This is a genomic window from Dietzia sp. NPDC055877, assembly GCF_053615975.1.
In genome coordinates this window covers 35,570-52,228 of the sequence record NZ_JBSHCV010000012.1, presented here as the reverse complement: position 1 = coordinate 52,228, position 16,659 = coordinate 35,570, and the positions used below count along the sequence as shown (strand labels likewise).

Below are 16,659 nucleotides of genomic sequence, written 5' to 3'. Positions count from 1 at the left end.
ACAGGGAGATCAGCTGTCCGCGAGCGGGGAGACGCCAACGGCCCTTGACGGCAATCTCCCCAACACTGAACCCCCAGTACCTGCCCGATCGCGGGATGCACTACAGCTTGGCTCCAGGTGGAGACCCGCACCTTGGTTGCGGTCGTCGAACATGACTTTCTGCCCCGGTGATTGATCGCTACCGGATCCACTTGCCAAACGCCGCGGAGCTATTCCCCACCCCGCTACGACCTCCTCCGCATTCCGAACAGCCCGGCCGCTGCATCCAGCGCCTTCTGGAGCGCGGGCAGCCGCAGGGAGTTCATCTCCTCGATCTTCTTGTCCACTTCGAGGATGTACCCGACGAGTGTCTCGGTGTGGGAGGGCCTCCCTTCAGTGGTCGGCCCCTGGAACCGGGACTCGAAGCGGTGGGTCAGTTCGAAGTGGATCTCGTCGACCTTTCTGGCCAGGTCTTCCTGGCGCTCCCGGGGTAGTGACATGAACAGTCCTTCCGTGACATTGACTGCAATGGCGCCGGCCGGGTAGGCGTACCCCTTGGGCGGTACAAGGGTGGCGAGCTGGTCGTGGCTGCACCAGTAGCCGTAGGGCGAGAAACCGGAGTCGGCTATCCAGACGTGGCGGCCTCCCGCGGCGTCCACGGCGTAGCCCATCACCGCGACGTAGTGGTAGACGGTCCCGCCGGTGTAGGCGGGCTGATGGTCGAGGTGTTCGAGCCGCGCGGATAGTTGCCGGGCGGGGCGACGATGTTGGCCACCATCTCGCAGCCGGCATCGATCGAGCCCGTGACGTGGGCCCACACTGTGTCGCGTTGCGCTGCGGTGGGCGGATCGTCACGCAGCTCCTCCACCTGGTACCTGCTGCCGGGCAGGTGCTTGTCCGGGACCGCAGGGAACTGTCCTATCCAGTCGGTGCCGCTGGTGGTGGTGCGCATCTCGAGCGCGAGTTGCTCCTCGCCGATGAGCTGTCCGGTGGCGGCGCGAATGATGGTCTGGGTAGACGCGGGCCCGCAGTTGTAGATCGTGTCCTGCCGGACCTGGTCGCGGGGATAGTCGAGGCGTTTCTCCACGGTGTCTCCTGCCGCAGGCAGCAGGCGGGCGCCGAGCCGCAGGGCGGTGTCGTAGCGGCGGCGCCGGTCGGCGAGTCCGTTGAGGCCGCCGTTGATGGCGCGGGTCACGCCGTCGAGATCCTGAAGGTCGGCGAGGGCGTTGATGTGGGGGCGCGCGACGGTCCAGTACCAGGACGCGGCGAGGAATCCCCACCGCGGATCGTCGCGGACGAGGTGTGGTTGGGCTTCAAAATCGAGCGAGATGTGGCCGCTGGCGTTGGCCCACTGGCTGGACAGAGCAAAGTTGTTGCGCCAGGTGAGTCGGATCGGTCCGCTGCCCTTGTAGCGGACGCCGTCGCCGGCGTGGACGTTGCCCAGGTCGCTGCGGCCTTCGTAGGGCTGCCCGGAGGCGATCTCCTCCATGTACTGCAGGCCGACGGATTCGTGTCCGATCTGCGCGGCGAACATGGCGGCGCTGTACACGCTGGTTTGTCTGGGCGGCGAGCATCGCCCCGACGTAGCCGGGCAGCATCTGCTCGGCTCGGGCCATGCTGCAGCCCATCGCCTCTGAGAGAGCGTGCGCGTCCATCCGAACCTCCCGCGTGCGGGCCTCCGGGCCGACTTCGCACAGCGCCGCTGTGGGGCCTTGAGTCTGCTCCTTTTGTTAGCCGACCTCAACAGATTGAGGAAAGGCCTCTTATCGGGATCGTTTCGTTACCGCTGGTCCGAGTGCTGAAGCGGTGGAGTCGGGGACAAGATTTTTGACGACGACGCCCCCGCCCCCTGCCCGCACCGTTTTCGTGCACTGGCGCTGGCCTCCATGCGTTGCCCCGGGGCAGGCCGTGTAGCCAATCAGCCCGTCGGCGTAGGGGCCTTCCCTGGCACGGCATGTCGAGCGCCTCGGACCGCGCGGTCGCGATCGTCACCATGTATGACGTGACCATGAACTACGCCTGCACGCAGATGAGCAACATCAACGTGCCGTTCCCGGACAAGGTCACCATCTCAGCCGTCCTGCCGGAGAGGCGCCACCATCCACGCGGGTACCCTGACTATCGACTCGGCGCCCCTGACGGGGCCGATGCGGCTCCACGGCATGCTCGTCGGCTCCGGCGCCGTTCCGACCTTTGAGCGCTCCGGCAGTGCCGGGGTGAATCGGACCTCGGGCAGAATCACTGTCTCCGTCAGCAGCGACGGCGGCGGCGAACTGCTGATAGCGGTCGCGCACCGCCGTCCGGTCGAGTAGGCCGACTCCAGATCGCGGAGGGTCGGCTAGATCTCGTGCTTGCGCCGCTTCGGGTCCGACTCGGCGCCCTGACCAATCTGTCGCAGCAGGTCGATCGCTTACTTTGTCCGCGAGCTCGCAGGTCCGTAGGCTCTAAACCCCGCGCGTAGGCCATCTCCAGCGCCGGCGTGGCGTCGTAGTGGATCTAGTCGGAACCCATCGCGTAGAAGCGGCGCAGGAAGCCACACTCAGCCGCGGCCAGCTACCTCGCAAGCACTTAATACGCACCCCTCGCGATCATGCCGGCAGGGGATCAAGTTGCGATTATAAGTACCGCCCCGTTGTCACCGAGTTGATCGCCGCATAGCGTCCCGGGGTTCTGCGGGCTCGCGACACGTCGCAACAATCCGCTGAACAGCTAGGCTCAATGGAATCGAGGTTCCTAACACGAGAGAACACGGGTGCCGACTAGAGATATCGTGATTTTTCGCGAGCGCCTCGCACTGCACGGTCCGCATCAAACCGTCCGAAGATACATCACTTCAGACCGTTGCAGACACCTGGATGAAAACGACTATACCGAGTTGCGTGAGCGAGCCTCGAAGAATTTTGGCTTGCATCCGACAAACGTTCTCGTAGTGGATCAGCGAAGCTCGGATTCTCGATCGCACCTAAGAAGCGGTGACAAGCCTACAACGACGAGAGGATATCGACGTCGTGACTGTTTCGCCAGAGCTCTACCTTTCAATACGACGACAGGTAAATGAACTCCTAGCGCTCAATCCGCATTTCGCCTGGGAGAGAAGATCACTTCTGTCAAAGAAGCACCTACAGGAGTGGCTGCGACACGACGCGCTACCAACATCGTCCGCTTTGTCGATTGCATCGGACTCGTTCAAGTTTTTCCGCCAGCTCACCGAGGCGGGCAATTGCGGACCGTACAAAGTGAACGCGGGGATTTACTATGATGTGCAATTCCTAGAGATCTACCAAAAACAGGCAGTTCGGAAATGCGAGGAAGAAGAACTATGAAGACCGCTGGCACCAATCGCAGAGTAGGGCCAATGCTCACCGGCCTACGAACCGGTGCACTGATCCCAAATCCGGCATTTCAGCGTCGCCTGGTAACGCCTTTCTAGACACAGTCCTCGAAGGCCTACCGTTCCCAGAGATCTTCATCGCCGCTGGCGAAGCGGCGCAGCGGTCGGTGTACTCGCTGTGTAGCAGCTTGAGCGTCACCCCAGCCCGGGCCATCTCGCGGTGCACCTGCTCCCAATCCGGCTGAGCGAACACGCTCCCGCGCTCCCCACGACCCGGAAACAGCCGGGCACACAACTGCTCATCGGCCAGTTTGGCGACGTCGTCCCAACTCGCCTCAGTCTCATTGGCGGCCTCCAGAACCGCCGCGACGCTCTTGCGGGACATTCCCCGCGAGGCGGCAATCGCCCCGCCTGCCAGGCCTTCGGCGCGAAGCTGCAACACCAGTTCGCCCTGATTTTCCGTACCAACACGGATTGCCCCTTCCGCCACATGTCGCATATACGCGGCGGAATGAGCACAGAGACCGGTGGTCCCCGCGGGCGCTACTGGCCCCCAAAAGCTTTATCAGCGAGCTGTCGACCGCCCCGAAAGGCAATAACGGTGGACCCCATTGAGATGAATATTCAGGATCAGGCGAGGCCGTGTGGTCTCGGCAGCACTTCAGAGAGAGAGACGTTAATTTCAAACGACAAACCGGAACGTACGCTCTTCGACGATTGACTTGAACGTGAAGTCACCCGCGGGGTCGCTCTTTAAAACTTGTGGAACTCAGGACCGAGCGCCCCACCATTGAGGGGATCGTGCCATCGATAGGCAGCGTGGGCGATGCGTACGAACTCGCAGTCTTGTTGAATAGTCCCCTACTCGGCGACGCTCCCGACTTCATCGCGGGCCACAACTGTGTCGTAGAGCCCGAAGTGCCTCAAACCCTCGTGGCTGTCGATGCCCGTGTAGGAAAGAGAGGCGTCCTCATAGCGCCGGAACGCGAAAACAGCCTGGTTCATCTGCTCGGTGTTAAAGACCTTCAGCTTTACAAGGAGGTGAAAATCAGCGACTGACAGCCCCGTTACCGTGCGAAACAGGTCGGGCTCAAGTTTGGTGATCACGTCCTGAAGGGTGTTCTCACGAAAATCGGTCAGGTACATGAATGCAGGGATACGCGTAGCGAACTTAATAAGCTTTTCCTGCACGAGTTTTCGCTTGGATTTGTACTCTCTTTCCTCTGCAGTTAGCTCCTTCTTTTCCTTGGCGGAGAGCCCTTCTTCCTTTGCTTTGCTCTTGAGGTCTTTGACATTGTCGGCTTTGTTGATGATGGTCTCGATGACGTTGTCGCCGAGCGCCCGGAAGCCCTCGATGCGACTTACGGCATCCATCGCTTCTGCGCTGGCCAAGACTCTCTTAAGGGTATCGTTGTCAACGTTGACGAGCATTGCGCTCTCCCACTTACGGGCGAGCAAAGTAGCGCTCGTGCCTGCCATAGCGATGTCAAGTATGGCGCCAGCGTCGACTTGCGTCATGTTCGCGCCGTCGTAGGCGAGGACTGGCAAGAAGGAGACCAAATCCGCTACCGCCGCCTCGGGGTTTGGTTCGTTTGGTGACAAGCCGATTCCGTATTCGCTAAGTTGCCGGAGAGCGCGCGTCGGCGCGAAGTCGAAAACGAAACAGACGGGTTTGAAGATCTCCTGCTTGTTCGGATTGTCACCGTCGGGGTTACGCACTGACCACGGCGACTGTACCCTGAAGGCGGCTTGGAAATATGTCTCAGGGCTCTTGAGGTTGCGCAGCATCAAGATGCTCGACCATTGAGGGATCGTCACACCCGTGGTCAATTTGCCCACGGTCAGGGTAATAGTCTTCGTGTCGAACCCGTTATCAATGGCACTCTTGACGGGCGGCAGCGCGGCGAGCCCGACGCCGATCCCGGCGTCAGCCAGATTAACGACTGTATAGGCGCGCCAGAAAACGTTGTGTTTTTCCTCCAAGAGGTTGGACATCGCGTCGCAGGAAGAAACCCGCGGCAGCGACCAGAGCGAGTGCTGCAAGTAAGGCAGCAAGCGCACGTCTGCGTACGGAAAGGGCGGCTTGACGCCTGTCTTGAGCGCGGAGGGAATCTGTGCCGAGTACTGCCCACGGATGATATCCAACCACTTTTGGACTTCGTCCTTGTGTTTAAACTCGGCCGCCTTGCCAACCCCGGTCGCGGCAAAGAACTCGTTCAGGTCAAACTCATCGAACTCGCCCATACTTGCGATAGCTAGAAGTTCCTCTGGCATCTGGTAGGTCAGCAGACGCATCTGCGGCAGTGCGGCATATGGGTTTAGCTCATCAGGGTGCGCGCCTGCGAAGGTCTCTTTAGCGCGCTGCTCGTCCGTGTACGTCCAGTTGAATATCTGCTCTTCGATGAATTCCCCTGACGCCAACGCCTTGAATGGTGTCCCCGAGAGGTACAGATAGGCCTTCGTGGTGATTGGCAGAAACTCCGCATCCGCTTCATCCAAATCAGTGTTGATGTCATCCAGACCCTTGCCATACTCCTCCGTGAGGGCCTTCTTCTGATCTTTGTCCGACTCGCCCTCGAATAGCTCCTTCGCGGTGTCGCGCCATGCACCGAAGTGGTACTCATCAAAGACCACCAGGTCCCAGTTAATGGCGTGGAGCCACTCGTTCTTAGCCTTGATCGCACCGGACGCTCTGTCCCGGCCCAGGAGGTCTTGGAAGGAACCGAAGTAAACGACGGGCTTCTCTGAGTCGATGTCCGTGGGATCAGCGCCGGAGTTCTTACTCAAATACTGCCAGCCATCGAAGTCGGCATGTGTTTGTAGGTCGGTCTGCCAGGCGTCCTCAACGGCGGGCTTAAAAGTCACGACGAGCACACGTTTGGCGTCTATCGCCTTGGCCAGTTGGTAACTGGCGAACGTCTTACCGAACCGCATCTTGGCGTTCCAGAGATACCGAGGAACGACGTCGGAATCCTGATCCCAAACGGACTCATAATATGACTTAGTCCGGTCAACCGCGGCCTGCTGCTCCTCACGCATGGCAAAGGTCTCGTGGTGCGTACCAGTGAGCTTGACACCGGTGCGTAATTCAGTTATCGCTGTCTTCACATCGATGACAGTGCAACGAACCCATTCTCTGCCCGCGCCCGGAAAAAGCTCCACCGCAGGGAAACCCTTCCCCCTAAGGTGGGCGCGTAGTTGACCGTCGGTGAAGAACGTCCCATCGTGACGCTCGGCGGCCTCATCCACTTCAACGGTGACGTGAATTCCTGCAGTCTTAGTCTGCTCCGCGATGCGCTGCTTCACACTGCGCGTCGTCTGACCAATTTTGAGGAGACCATCGTGTGTTTTCCCGTCGACAGAGTAGGCGTAGACGCGAAGTCGCGCACGGGGCCTTTCGGGAAGGACCTGATCAATCGATTTACGCGTCATCATCGACCTTACCAACGACTTCCATCGGACGGATCTGAGAATCGATGAGTGCGACCTCCGCTTCATCTAGATTGTAACGCTGCTGCAATTCACTGTCAGACCAGGAACGCGAATAATCCTGAACAGGTACGAATGAATAAGCAGAGCGCGGTAAGTCCTGCGCGGACGTGCGCGTCGCGACCAAAAAGCGAAAGAACTTACTCGTCGCATAGCTGAGGCAGTTCCACGCCTCCTCCTCGGTATCGAACACACCAAGCACGACATACGTTTCAGTACATACAGATCCAGGAGGCAGGACCCCAGATAGCGACAGGACGCGACGCATTCCATTCTTGTCTGCCTGTCCCGCATGCTCGGAGGACGACTTCGAAGTGAAAACTTTCCACTTGTCAATCATGTTTCTGCCCTCCGTGACGGACGCGCGGGGCGCCCACCCGCGACCGCCCGCCTGAACGACCTCGACGTCGTCATCACTTTCCCGCCTTTCGGCGCCTCGGAAGTACGTTCGCATACCGAATGGGCGCTGGCCGCTTACCTGGCGTTCAAAGCGCAGATGTGCGGGCAGGATGACCCCCTGTTCGCCAGCTTCCTTCAGAACCACCTTGCGCAAGATCGCGAGAGCTTCGTTATTTCGGACAAAAATATTAGCCCCGGGCTCAAGCAGCGGGCGAGTGGTGGTGGACTCGTGCCCCGCCCGATCGATAGTTACGACCTCGCAGTCACCCTCGTTTTCTCGGTCCCGAAGGAAATAGCACACGCCTCCGGCGACGTCGACGCCATCGAAGGCCTGGCGACTATCCATGTAGTCCACCAGCCGACGGACGTGCCGATCCTCCAGCATAGACCGGCGGAACGCGTCCAGTCCGCGTCCCCCGAAAAACCAACGGGCTGGTATAACCATCGTAAGAAATCGTGGCTCCAGTGCCTTAGCTTGAGCCACAAATTTGTTATATATCGGTACAGCACTCGCGCCCTGGCCGCCGTCGGAGAGTTGGTACGGTGGATTGCCCACGATCACGTCGAACTGCATATCTTCTCCAAATAACTCAGCCATTTTCGCCTTTATGTCATCGGTGTGAATGAAGGCGTAGGCGTGGGACTCGAGATCGGGGCCGCGATCAAACTCTTTTTGGCTCGCATGGCAATACTTGCAACGCCCATTGATAGTTTTTCTTACAATATTTCCAGATTTATCCCCGGTTGTCACGAGCTCATCGCCCCCGACCCAGGTGTGGTCAAGACGTTCGAACCAAATATTGCCATTTTTATCATTAAAGGCGTGGGTGACCGAATGGGCGCCATTCGCGTGCTTTGAGCAATACAGGCTCCGCCGAGCAAGCATGCTAGTAAGCTGGGTGATCCCTATCCCGAAAACCTGATTTGCAAGTATATGATCCACTCGTTCTTGCAGGTTCGGGAACTTGCCCTCTAGCCCGGCGATAAGGCGGCTAGTCAATTCACGAAGAAATACACCCGACTTCGTGAATGGATCGAGAAATGTGACGGTTTCGTCTTGCCAGATATCGGCCCCAGCGTTAGCCTCAGACCATGCGCTGGCCAGACCATCAAGCATCTGGTTCGCCAGCTCCGGGGGTGTGAACACTTCATCGTTCGACAGGTTCGCGATGCATGTCAGCACATCCGGGTTTCGGGACCGGAAGGCCAAGCTCACTTGGGTTGCGTTCATTTGGCCACCATTGCCATGTCTCGAATACCCATTGTCGGATATGTCGTTATCGGCCTGAAGATCTCGTGTTTTCCCGAGTCCGCGAAGAGGGTATCGCTCTCGCCAAAGGCGGACGATTGTGTCAGCGCATCCATTCTGAAGTCTCGGCGCTGGAAGCGCCCCTTGCCGAGGTATCCCCACTCTGCGAAGGTAATAGGCTGCCCTTCATTGTTGAGCATCGTCATGGCATCGCCGTGGACCAGGTTCTCACCGAGCACGTGGGAAGCCGCGTCGTATAGATCATCGCCCCTAGATAGCTGCAACTGGTCGACAAGAACCTCGAGCATATTCGCCCGGCATTCTGCGATATTGTCGGCAAGGAGCTCGATACCGTAGATACTCATCACCGCAACCAAAGCATAGTGGCGAATCTCAAAGTCGGAATTTCCGAACTTCTGCGCCACAGCTCGCAACTTGCGACGCAAGACCGGCACAATAAAGTTGCCCGAACCGCAGGCTGGCTCGAGGAACCGGCTGTCGATCCGCTCAGTCTCCTCTCTCACCTGATCAAGCATGGCCTGGACTAGCCAATCCGGCGTGAAGACCTCACCGTGGTCAGCTATTCGCTGCCTGGACCTCACTAACGACAACTGGCCACTCTCCTCGAACGTCGTATATCGATCGGCTGTCCGATCATGGACCGCGATCACCATGAGCTCATGTTAGTCCTCGCCACAAACGCCGCGAGGGCGACTCACCGCGCTTCGCGGAGTCATAAGCCGATCGCAGCCCGCCTGCGCAGAGCTACTGGCCCATCCGGGTCCGGAGCGCATAGTTGGGGTCGCCGGCGACGTGGTGACGCACGAAAATACAGAAGTACTAGGCCTAAGGAGATACAGGTTCTCAGGTCTCGCATTGAACATCCCAGGGCGCACTTTGAACGCTGCCGCCAGCATGCTCGCCGACACCATCTGGTGCACCGTCGAACTCGAGGTGCCGAGCAGCGACGCCTCCGTGGCTGGCGAGCTCGCGCATCTGTTCTGCGCCCCGGCCACGGTCGATCTACTCTGCGCGGACTCACGGCGGCGGCCCGGCGTCGAGACTAAGCCGAGCGGCGGGCGACCGATCTGCTGAGTAAGGAGCCAAGGGCGATCCGCAGATCACCGTGAGCCTGCTGGTGGCCCGGAATGGGTTCCCGCTGGGCCCACCCTGCCTCTGGGTACAAACAGAACTGAAAAAGCGCGACTGAATGTTCCGCAGCGTAGCTCATAGCTCCATCAGTGAAGCCAACCTTAGAAAAAAGACACGAAGGCAGTCTTCAACTCCAATAGCTGCTCCAGCAAATGCTTGAAGACTGGGGCGACCGACTGGCAGACCATGCCATTTCACTTGGGCTAGAACGCCCTTAACTCGAACATCAACCCGACCGTCTCGTACGGCGATTGTGGCTTGAACTTCGGCGAAGCCCTTGCCCGACAGAAATCTAGCAGCATACTCCTCATACTCCTCGGCCTGCCTATGAAGGGGAACAGTCGGTCCATCAACCGTTTTGTCCTTCAATTCCGTTCCTTGAATTCAAAGGTAATGAGCAGCCACCCGCAGTAGCGATGAACCCTGAAACTAGGGCGCTTCAATTCGATCACGTCTCGGCTTCCGTGCCCCCAGTCGGGTTCGAACCGACACTGAAACGGTTTTAAGCCGTCTGCCTCTGCCAATTGGGCTATGGGGGCAAAGCCCACACCGAGTGTGAGCCGGGTGGCCCCGCCGCAGCGGGACCGGGCGAGCGCGCAAGGCGCCCGGGCCGGTGTCAGCCGGCCAGGCGGGACAACGCCGACATCGCGATGCCATCCAGGATGTCCTTCTCACTCACCGTGATCTCAGTAATACCAGCACGATCAGCCACCAGCTCACACAGGGTCGAGGCCACCAGCGCCCCTCCCCCGATCACATCCGCGCGGCCCGGATGCATCGGCCCCAAGCCACGCCGCTCGGCGACAGTCGAGGCCACCAGCCGGGCGCACACCTCCCGCATCTGCTCAAGCGAGATCACCGAATTGTGCAGGGCCGCCGAGTCGTAGGTGGCCATCCCCTGCGCCACCGCTGAGAGCGTGGTGAAGGTCCCCGCCACGCCCACGAACCGTCGCGCCCGGCCCAGCGGGAGCCCGGACGCCGACTCCAGAGCCTCGGCAATCACGCGACGGGCCTCCGAGACCTCCTCAGCTGTAGGCGGGTCCGAGTGCAGTGTCCGCTCCGTGATGCGCACACAGCCGATGTCCAGGCTCTGAGCGCCGAGAAGGATGAGCTCGTCGTCGTCGTCAAACTCCCCCACCACAATCTCCGTCGACCCGCCGCCCAGGTCCGCCACCACGAACGGCCCCTCGCTCCGGTCCAGATCCACCACCGCGCCCGCGAACGTCAACTGTGCCTCGGTCTGCCCCGAGATTACCTCCGCCACCGCGCCCGGGAAATGCTCCCCCAGCACCTCGGCGGTCATGCCGAAAAAATCGTCCTTGTTCGCTGCGTCGCGGGTGGCGGAGGTGGCCACCATGCGCACGGCTTGCACGCCGCGGGAGGCCATCGTCCCGGCGTAGTCGGTCAGCGCGGTCCGGCAGCGGGACAGGGCGCCCTCCGAGAGCTGGCCCGTCGCATCCACGCCCTCACCCAGGCGAATGATCCGCATCTCGCGCACCACATCCGTCAGCCCCGGCCGGCCCGGAACGCCCTCGGCCACGAGCAGGCGGATCGAGTTGGTGCCGCAGTCCACGGCCCCCACGCGCACGACTCCGTCGCTCCCGGGGGCGGTCACTGCTGGTCCATCGTCAGGTAGTCGGGGATCCCCAGCTCCTCGGGCGTGGGCCAGTCGGCGGGCAGGGCGTTGCCGCGCAGCCCGGCCTCGCACGCCAGCGCCACCGACTCATCCCCCAGCCACACCACGCCCGGCCCCTCCGCGAGCGCGTACGCCATGAGCACGTGCAGGCACTTGACCCGCGACGGCATGCCGCCGCCCGAGAAATCGGTGCCCAGGTCCTCGATCGCATTGCGCTTGGCAAGGAACCGCTCGTGCGCCTGCAGGTAGTTCGCCGCCAGCTCCGGCTCGGTGGCCAGGCGGGCCTGCATCCCGCGCATGATCCCCGCCGACTCCTGCCGACTCGCCTCGGCGGTCAGCCGCGGATCGGTGAGGTAGTACAGCGTGGGGAACGGGGTGCCGTCCTCGAGCCGCGGGGCGGTCTTGACCACGCCGGGCTTGCCATCCGGACTGCGGTACGACACCTCCAGCACGCCACGCGGCGGCCGGCCGAGCTGGGCGGCGATCGCGTCGAGATCGTCCTGGGAAACGCGTGCTTCAGCGCTCACGCTGGGGGTCCTCCTGTGACAAGTTACGGCGCGGGTTCGGCGCCGGGTTCGGCCGCCTCGGGCTGGCCGGGGTTCTGCTCGGCGGGGTCGGTGACGCCGTCGGGGTGCGGCATCACCGGGGTGGGCGGGGTGTCGGGGCCGCCGGGGATCGACGTGCCGTCGAGGATCGACTCCTCCGGCATGACCGGCTCGGCCGGCACGGAAATCGAGTTCCACAGGCGCGTCTGCCACGGCAGCGCCGCGATCTCCGCCGCCCGCTTCTCGGCCGCCGCCTCCTCCACCGGGTCGACCGTGCTCACTCGGTACGGGGTCTCCCCCGGCTTGACCGCGCCGAACCGGATGCGGGCCTGCTGCTCGATGAACGCCGGATCAGACAGCATCTCCTGCTCGGCCTCGAGCTCGGCGATCGTCGCCTCGATCGCGGCCCGCTCCTGCATGACCGCCTTCTCGTCGCGGAGGAACTGGTAGTGATTGCGCAGCGGGAACGAGACGGTGATGAGCAGGATGATGGCGACGACGGCGAGGAGTCCGATCCGCCGGGGCGTGTAGTTCTTCGGCCCCAGGACCGTCGAGGACAGATCCGTGCGGGTGGTGAGGCGATGGGCCTCCGGATGCGCGGTGGTGCCGACCCTGCCGGACCTGGCGGACGCCGGCACGGGCCGGTCCCGTTCGCGAGACGGCGTGCGCCGCTGCGGCGCGCTCCGGCGGGTGAGGTCGGCCCCTGAGGCGGGGCCGGCCCCGGCGTCGCCGGCGGTGCTGCTGCCCGATCCGGTGGTGCGGTCGGTGCCGCGGCGGTCGGAACTGCGGCGCCGGAGAGGACCCGACGCCTCCCCGGGCCGCCGGGAGGACGCGCGTTCGCGTCCGTCACCCCGGCGGTCCGAGGGGCGCGGTGGGCGGGCCATCAGCCCTCCTCTCGACTACCTGTCCTTATAGCCGTGACTTCTACTGTCAGGCCTTACTGCGTTGATCAAGCACTGAAACGCGGGAAGGCGCCGGCACCGGCGTAGCGGGCCGCGTCGCCGAGCATTTCCTCGATGCGCAGCAGCTGGTTGTACTTGGCCACGCGCTCCGAACGGGCCGGGGCGCCGGTCTTGATCTGGCCACAGTTGCAGGCCACCGCGAGGTCGGCGATGGTCGTGTCCTCGGTCTCGCCCGAGCGGTGCGACATCATGCTGGCGTAGCGGTTGCGGTGGGCCAGCTCTACGGCGTCGAGCGTCTCGGTGAGCGTGCCGATCTGGTTGACCTTGACCAGCAGCGCATTGGCCAGGCCCTTCTCGATGCCCTCGGCAAGGCGCTGCGGGTTGGTGACGAACAGGTCGTCGCCCACCAGCTGGACCTTGTCGCCGATCATCTCGGTGAGGGTCTTCCAGCCGTCCCAGTCGTCCTCGTCGAGCGGATCCTCGATCGAAACCAGGGCGTACTCGGAGACGAGCCCGGCGTAGACGTCGGCCATCTCGGCGGCGGAGAGCTGCTTGCCCTCGAAGTGGTACTTGCCGTCCTTGTAGAACTCGGTGGCGGCGACGTCCAGCGCCAGCGCGACGTCGGTGCCTAGCTCATAGCCGGCCTTCTTGATTGCCTCCACGATGAGGTCGAGCGCGGCCTTGGTGGAGTCGACCGACGGCGCGAACCCGCCCTCGTCGCCCAGGCCGGTGGACAGGCCCTTGTCCTTCAGGACTGCCTTGAGCTGGTGGTAGACCTCGGTGCCCATGCGCAGCGCCTCGCGGAACGTCGGCGCGCCGATGGGGGCGATCATGAACTCCTGGACGTCGACGCCCGAGTCGGCGTGGGCGCCACCGTTGAGGATGTTCATCATCGGCACGGGCAGGACGTGCGCGTTGGAGCCGCCGATGAAGCGGTACAGCTCGAGGTTCGCCGACTCGGCGGCGGCGCGGGCCACGGCCAGCGAGACACCGAGCACGGCGTTGGCGCCGACCTGGGCCTTGTTGGGCGTCCCGTCCGCATCCAGCAGGGCCTCGTCGACCAGCCGCTGATCCTCAGCCGGGATCCCGATGACGGCCGGCGCGAGCACGTCCAGGACGGCCTCCACGGCCTTGGTCACGCCCTTGCCGAGGTAGCGCTCGTCGTCGTCGCGCAGCTCCACGGCCTCGTGGGCACCGGTCGACGCGCCGGACGGCACGGCGGCACGGCCGAACGAGCCGTCGTCCAGAAGCACCTCCACCTCGACGGTGGGGTTGCCTCGCGAATCGAGGATCTCCCGGGCTCCGACCTGCTCGATAAGCGCCATCTGTACTCCTTGGGAAGACTTGGGTAACGGCCTTGTGGGCTGGCACCACGCTCCGGCGGCGGCACCGGGGGCCATTGTTCCACGTCGCCCCGCCGGTCGCGCCGAGGCTGCGCCGGGGCGGGCCTCGACCCTCTCGCCCGCCCCTCCCACTTGCGCGCCCGGGGCCCCGCCCCACGCCCCTTCGACTTGCGCACCCGGGGTGCCGCCCCACGCCCCTCCGACTTGCGCTCCGCGCTCCTACGCGGGCCCATCTGCCAATCTGCCCCTCGAATTGCGGTGTTTCCTCGACCCCCGTATGCACATCGCTATTTGAAGGGCAGAATCCTATAGGCATGTCCCCGAGGCTAGCCACCCAAGCTAATAAAGTAGAGACGTCAGTCATCCCGCTTTAAGAATACTCGTCTCGCAATTTCAATCGCCATCACAGTAGAAGTGACGACATAAGCGCCATAAATCGCGTAGAAAATCACCTTACCGAGATCGTCAGCAAACATTCCGACTAGAACTGCGGCGAAAATGAACAATACAGTCCCGACAGCGGCCCAGTACAGGAACCACCGCGGAAGGTTCGGTGCTTCCAGGCGCGCAATTTGACGACTAACGGCTTCCGACACGATCACTCTTTCTTTTTCACTTATCGAAGGCCGGTCCAGTATGGACTGCAGATCAATAACCCTCTTCTCAGGAACGCCCCTATACAGAGTCAAAAACGCGATTAACAAAGACGACAATCCAGCGATTACCGCGACAGACAGTTCAATCATTTCTGAATGATAAAGCACGGTCGCCAGCCCCGTGCGTGCGTCCGTCGCCTTTAAACTTTGAAACTCTCCTTATGGACACGAAGGGTGGCGGTGAGCCGTCACGCATGCCTGCCACAGGGTCAACATCGCAAGCTTGACCTTGTCACAGTGTCAAGGTTCATGATCAGGGCATGAGAATCGGTGAGGTCGCCCAGATCGTCGGGATCAGCGCGCGCAGCATCCGGCACTACCACCGCCTGGGCGTCCTGGCCGAGCCCGATCGCACTTCCGGCGGGTATCGCGAGTACGGCGTGGCCGACCTGGCCCGCATCGCCCGAATCGCATTCCTGTCCAGCTCCGGCGTGCCACTGCGCGAGGTCGCCACGCTCCTCGAGGCGGAGACCGGCGGGGCCGGCGACAGCGACGGAGCCGATCCGGCAACGCACAACCCCGACACCGACACCGCCGCCGACCTGGCCGCCATCCGCGACGGGATCGACGAGCAGATCGCGCAGCTCACCCGGCAGCGGGACCGACTGGACGTGATCGCCCAGCGAGCCGCCGCCGGATTGCCGCCCGGGCTCCTGCCCGAGCCCGTGGCCCGCGCCCTCGAGACATGCAGAGCCGAGGCCGCCGGCGACCCCGAGCTGGCCGCCCTCTTGGACCGCGAACGCGATCTGCTCGACCTGGTCGCCCTCAGCGGGAACTTCCCCGACGCTCTGGCCGCGAGCTACGTGGCCATCGGCGCAGACCCCGGCCGGCGCCGCGCCTACCTCGATATGCTCGCCGGCTTCCAGCGCATCGAGGGCCGCCGACCGGCCGACGTGGAGCCCGAAATCAAGCGGCTCGTCGACGCCCTCCTCAGCGACGCCGACCTGCGGGCGCTCGTCTCCGGCCCGCCGCCGGCGACTGACCACCCTGCCGCTTCCAGCGAGCCGGACCGGCCCGCGGATCGGACCGGCCCCACACTCGACCAGCTCCTCCCCGACCCCGCCCAGCGCGAGGTGCTGCGTCGCACGCTCACCGCCCTGGGCGTGATGTCGTGATGGGCAGGCTGCTGCCGGCGGTGGCGGTTGTCGTCGTCGTCATCGATGCGGTCCTCCTCGCCACAGGCACGATCACTCCCGCGGTGGCGCTCGCACTGTTCCTGGCAGTCGAGGTCCCGCTCGGGGCGGTCGCGGTGGCCGGATACCTCCGCCGGTACCGCGACCACCGCCGCCGGTCCGGATCGCGGCGGGAGGCCCTGCGCGCGCTCGCCGTCGACGACCCCTACCTGCGGATGATGGCCGCCGAGGCCCGCACGTTCGCCTCCCTCGGCCGCTGGATCGCGCGGCGACCGGACGTACCCACCGGCGCGGTGGCGATCGGCTACTCCCGCGGCACGCTCGGCATCCCGATAGCGCTCTCGGTCGCAGCCGGGATCGAGCTGGTGGCCGTCCATCTGCTCATCCCGTGGCCCACCGTGCGGCTGATCCTCGACCTCCTCGGGATCTACGCGCTACTCATGATCCTGGGGCTGCTCGCCGGGCGGATCGTGCGGCCACACCTGATCGTCGGCGCCGAGCTCGTGCTCCGAAGCGGGCCGCACGTCTGCGCCCGGGTGCCGCTCTCCGACGTGACCGAGGTGCGTCGGGATCGCAGGCTCTCCCCCACCTCCGCGGCGATCGAGACCGACGGCGACCGCGACATCCTCGCCCTCCCCGGTCCGGACGGGACCAGCCTGACCGTGGTTCTCGCGCGGCCGGTCGAGGCGGCGGTGCCGGGGCTGCCGTGGGGCAGGCCTGAGCTGCGGGAGGTCAGCGAAGTGCGGCTGCATGTCGACGACGACGACCTCGCGACCCGGCTACTCCGCGAGGCGGTACCGGCGGCGTGAGCCGGGGCGGCGCCCTGACCGGGTGCCCGTCCAACG

At 63.3% G+C, this 16,659-nt stretch carries 16 protein-coding genes and 1 tRNA gene; 4 read left to right on the top strand and 13 right to left on the bottom strand.

The features are described from left to right. Positions 1-224 precede the first annotated feature (224 nt). Positions 225-650, bottom strand: a complete 426-nt coding sequence (locus ACWGLC_RS12745; RefSeq protein ID WP_452100228.1) for a hypothetical protein — start codon at positions 648-650, stop codon at positions 225-227. Next, complete coding sequence (locus tag ACWGLC_RS12740) at positions 650-1,528, bottom strand: glycoside hydrolase family 19 protein (protein WP_452100227.1); 879 nt, start codon at positions 1,526-1,528, stop codon at positions 650-652. Before ACWGLC_RS12740 ends, ACWGLC_RS12745 begins: the two co-directional genes overlap by 1 nt. Before the next feature lie 405 nt (positions 1,529-1,933). Between ACWGLC_RS12740 and ACWGLC_RS12735 the strand changes: the two genes are divergently transcribed. Further along, positions 1,934-2,176 (top strand): hypothetical protein, encoded by a 243-nt coding sequence (locus ACWGLC_RS12735; protein ID WP_452100226.1) that lies wholly within the window; start codon positions 1,934-1,936, stop codon positions 2,174-2,176. A gap of 1,162 nt (positions 2,177-3,338) precedes the next feature. Here the strand turns inward: ACWGLC_RS12735 and ACWGLC_RS12730 are convergent. The 4 genes from ACWGLC_RS12730 to ACWGLC_RS12715 all read right to left on the bottom strand — a co-directional run bounded on the left by ACWGLC_RS12730 (position 3,339) and on the right by ACWGLC_RS12715 (position 9,121). Next, positions 3,339-3,800 carry a hypothetical protein gene (locus ACWGLC_RS12730; protein WP_452100225.1) on the bottom strand — a complete coding sequence of 154 codons (462 nt, stop codon included), beginning with the start codon at positions 3,798-3,800 and terminating at the stop codon, positions 3,339-3,341. 371 nt (positions 3,801-4,171) lie between these two features. Beyond that, a complete protein-coding gene (locus ACWGLC_RS12725; protein ID WP_452100224.1) occupies positions 4,172-6,616 on the bottom strand; it encodes a DEAD/DEAH box helicase family protein in 2,445 nt (814 codons plus the stop codon). A gap of 115 nt (positions 6,617-6,731) precedes the next feature. Next, positions 6,732-8,429, bottom strand: coding sequence for an Eco57I restriction-modification methylase domain-containing protein (locus ACWGLC_RS12720; RefSeq protein WP_452100223.1), 1,698 nt, complete (start codon positions 8,427-8,429; stop codon positions 6,732-6,734). Next, positions 8,426-9,121 (bottom strand): N-6 DNA methylase, encoded by a 696-nt coding sequence (locus tag ACWGLC_RS12715; protein ID WP_452100222.1) that lies wholly within the window; start codon positions 9,119-9,121, stop codon positions 8,426-8,428. Before ACWGLC_RS12715 ends, ACWGLC_RS12720 begins: the two co-directional genes overlap by 4 nt. 241 nt (positions 9,122-9,362) lie before the next feature. Between ACWGLC_RS12715 and ACWGLC_RS12710 the strand changes: the two genes are divergently transcribed. Then, positions 9,363-9,542, top strand: coding sequence for a hypothetical protein (locus tag ACWGLC_RS12710; RefSeq protein WP_452100221.1), 180 nt, complete (start codon positions 9,363-9,365; stop codon positions 9,540-9,542). Positions 9,543-9,674: 132 nt separating this feature from the next. Here ACWGLC_RS12710 and ACWGLC_RS12705 read toward each other — a convergent pair whose 3' ends face one another. From ACWGLC_RS12705 to ACWGLC_RS12675, 7 genes are all read right to left on the bottom strand, one after another. Continuing rightward, positions 9,675-9,968, bottom strand: a complete 294-nt coding sequence (locus ACWGLC_RS12705) for a restriction endonuclease (RefSeq protein ID WP_452100220.1) — start codon at positions 9,966-9,968, stop codon at positions 9,675-9,677. Between the two features lie 96 nt (positions 9,969-10,064). After that, positions 10,065-10,138 (bottom strand) — tRNA-Leu (locus ACWGLC_RS12700). A gap of 77 nt (positions 10,139-10,215) precedes the next feature. Beyond that, a complete protein-coding gene (locus tag ACWGLC_RS12695) occupies positions 10,216-11,214 on the bottom strand; it encodes a Ppx/GppA phosphatase family protein (RefSeq protein WP_452100219.1) in 999 nt (332 codons plus the stop codon). Continuing rightward, positions 11,211-11,762, bottom strand: coding sequence for a DUF501 domain-containing protein (locus tag ACWGLC_RS12690; RefSeq protein ID WP_452100218.1), 552 nt, complete (start codon positions 11,760-11,762; stop codon positions 11,211-11,213). The genes ACWGLC_RS12695 and ACWGLC_RS12690 overlap by 4 nt, the downstream gene beginning before the upstream one ends. 23 nt (positions 11,763-11,785) lie before the next feature. Further along, positions 11,786-12,664 carry an FtsB family cell division protein gene (locus ACWGLC_RS12685; protein ID WP_452100217.1) on the bottom strand — a complete coding sequence of 293 codons (879 nt, stop codon included), beginning with the start codon at positions 12,662-12,664 and terminating at the stop codon, positions 11,786-11,788. 65 nt (positions 12,665-12,729) lie between these two features. After that, complete coding sequence (gene eno / locus ACWGLC_RS12680; protein ID WP_452100216.1) at positions 12,730-14,007, bottom strand: phosphopyruvate hydratase; 1,278 nt, start codon at positions 14,005-14,007, stop codon at positions 12,730-12,732. A 374-nt stretch (positions 14,008-14,381) separates the two neighbouring features. Next, positions 14,382-14,771, bottom strand: a complete 390-nt coding sequence (locus tag ACWGLC_RS12675; protein WP_452100215.1) for a hypothetical protein — start codon at positions 14,769-14,771, stop codon at positions 14,382-14,384. A gap of 170 nt (positions 14,772-14,941) precedes the next feature. Here ACWGLC_RS12675 and ACWGLC_RS12670 point away from each other — a divergent pair, with 170 nt between their 5' ends. Both ACWGLC_RS12670 and ACWGLC_RS12665 read left to right on the top strand, forming a co-directional pair. After that, positions 14,942-15,796 (top strand): MerR family transcriptional regulator, encoded by an 855-nt coding sequence (locus ACWGLC_RS12670; protein ID WP_452100214.1) that lies wholly within the window; start codon positions 14,942-14,944, stop codon positions 15,794-15,796. Then, positions 15,796-16,623, top strand: coding sequence for a hypothetical protein (locus tag ACWGLC_RS12665; RefSeq protein WP_452100213.1), 828 nt, complete (start codon positions 15,796-15,798; stop codon positions 16,621-16,623). Before ACWGLC_RS12670 ends, ACWGLC_RS12665 begins: the two co-directional genes overlap by 1 nt. Positions 16,624-16,659 lie beyond the last annotated feature (36 nt).

Bases quoted from the DNA above. Each gene is read 5' to 3' on its own strand.
- ACWGLC_RS12745 (WP_452100228.1), bottom strand. From the start codon at position 650: ATGGGCTACGCCGTGGACGCCGCGGGAGGCCGCCACGTCTGGATAGCC.
- ACWGLC_RS12735 (WP_452100226.1), top strand. From the start codon at position 1,934: ATGTCGAGCGCCTCGGACCGCGCGGTCGCGATCGTCACCATGTATGAC.
- ACWGLC_RS12720 (WP_452100223.1), bottom strand. From the start codon at position 8,429: ATGAACGCAACCCAAGTGAGCTTGGCCTTCCGGTCCCGAAACCCGGAT.
- ACWGLC_RS12715 (WP_452100222.1), bottom strand. From the start codon at position 9,121: ATGGTGATCGCGGTCCATGATCGGACAGCCGATCGATATACGACGTTC.
- ACWGLC_RS12710 (WP_452100221.1), top strand. From the start codon at position 9,363: ATGCTCGCCGACACCATCTGGTGCACCGTCGAACTCGAGGTGCCGAGC.
- ACWGLC_RS12685 (WP_452100217.1), bottom strand. From the start codon at position 12,664: ATGGCCCGCCCACCGCGCCCCTCGGACCGCCGGGGTGACGGACGCGAA.
- eno (WP_452100216.1), bottom strand. From the start codon at position 14,007: ATGGCGCTTATCGAGCAGGTCGGAGCCCGGGAGATCCTCGATTCGCGA.
- ACWGLC_RS12675 (WP_452100215.1), bottom strand. From the start codon at position 14,771: ATGATTGAACTGTCTGTCGCGGTAATCGCTGGATTGTCGTCTTTGTTA.
- ACWGLC_RS12670 (WP_452100214.1), top strand. From the start codon at position 14,942: ATGAGAATCGGTGAGGTCGCCCAGATCGTCGGGATCAGCGCGCGCAGC.
- ACWGLC_RS12665 (WP_452100213.1), top strand. From the start codon at position 15,796: ATGGGCAGGCTGCTGCCGGCGGTGGCGGTTGTCGTCGTCGTCATCGAT.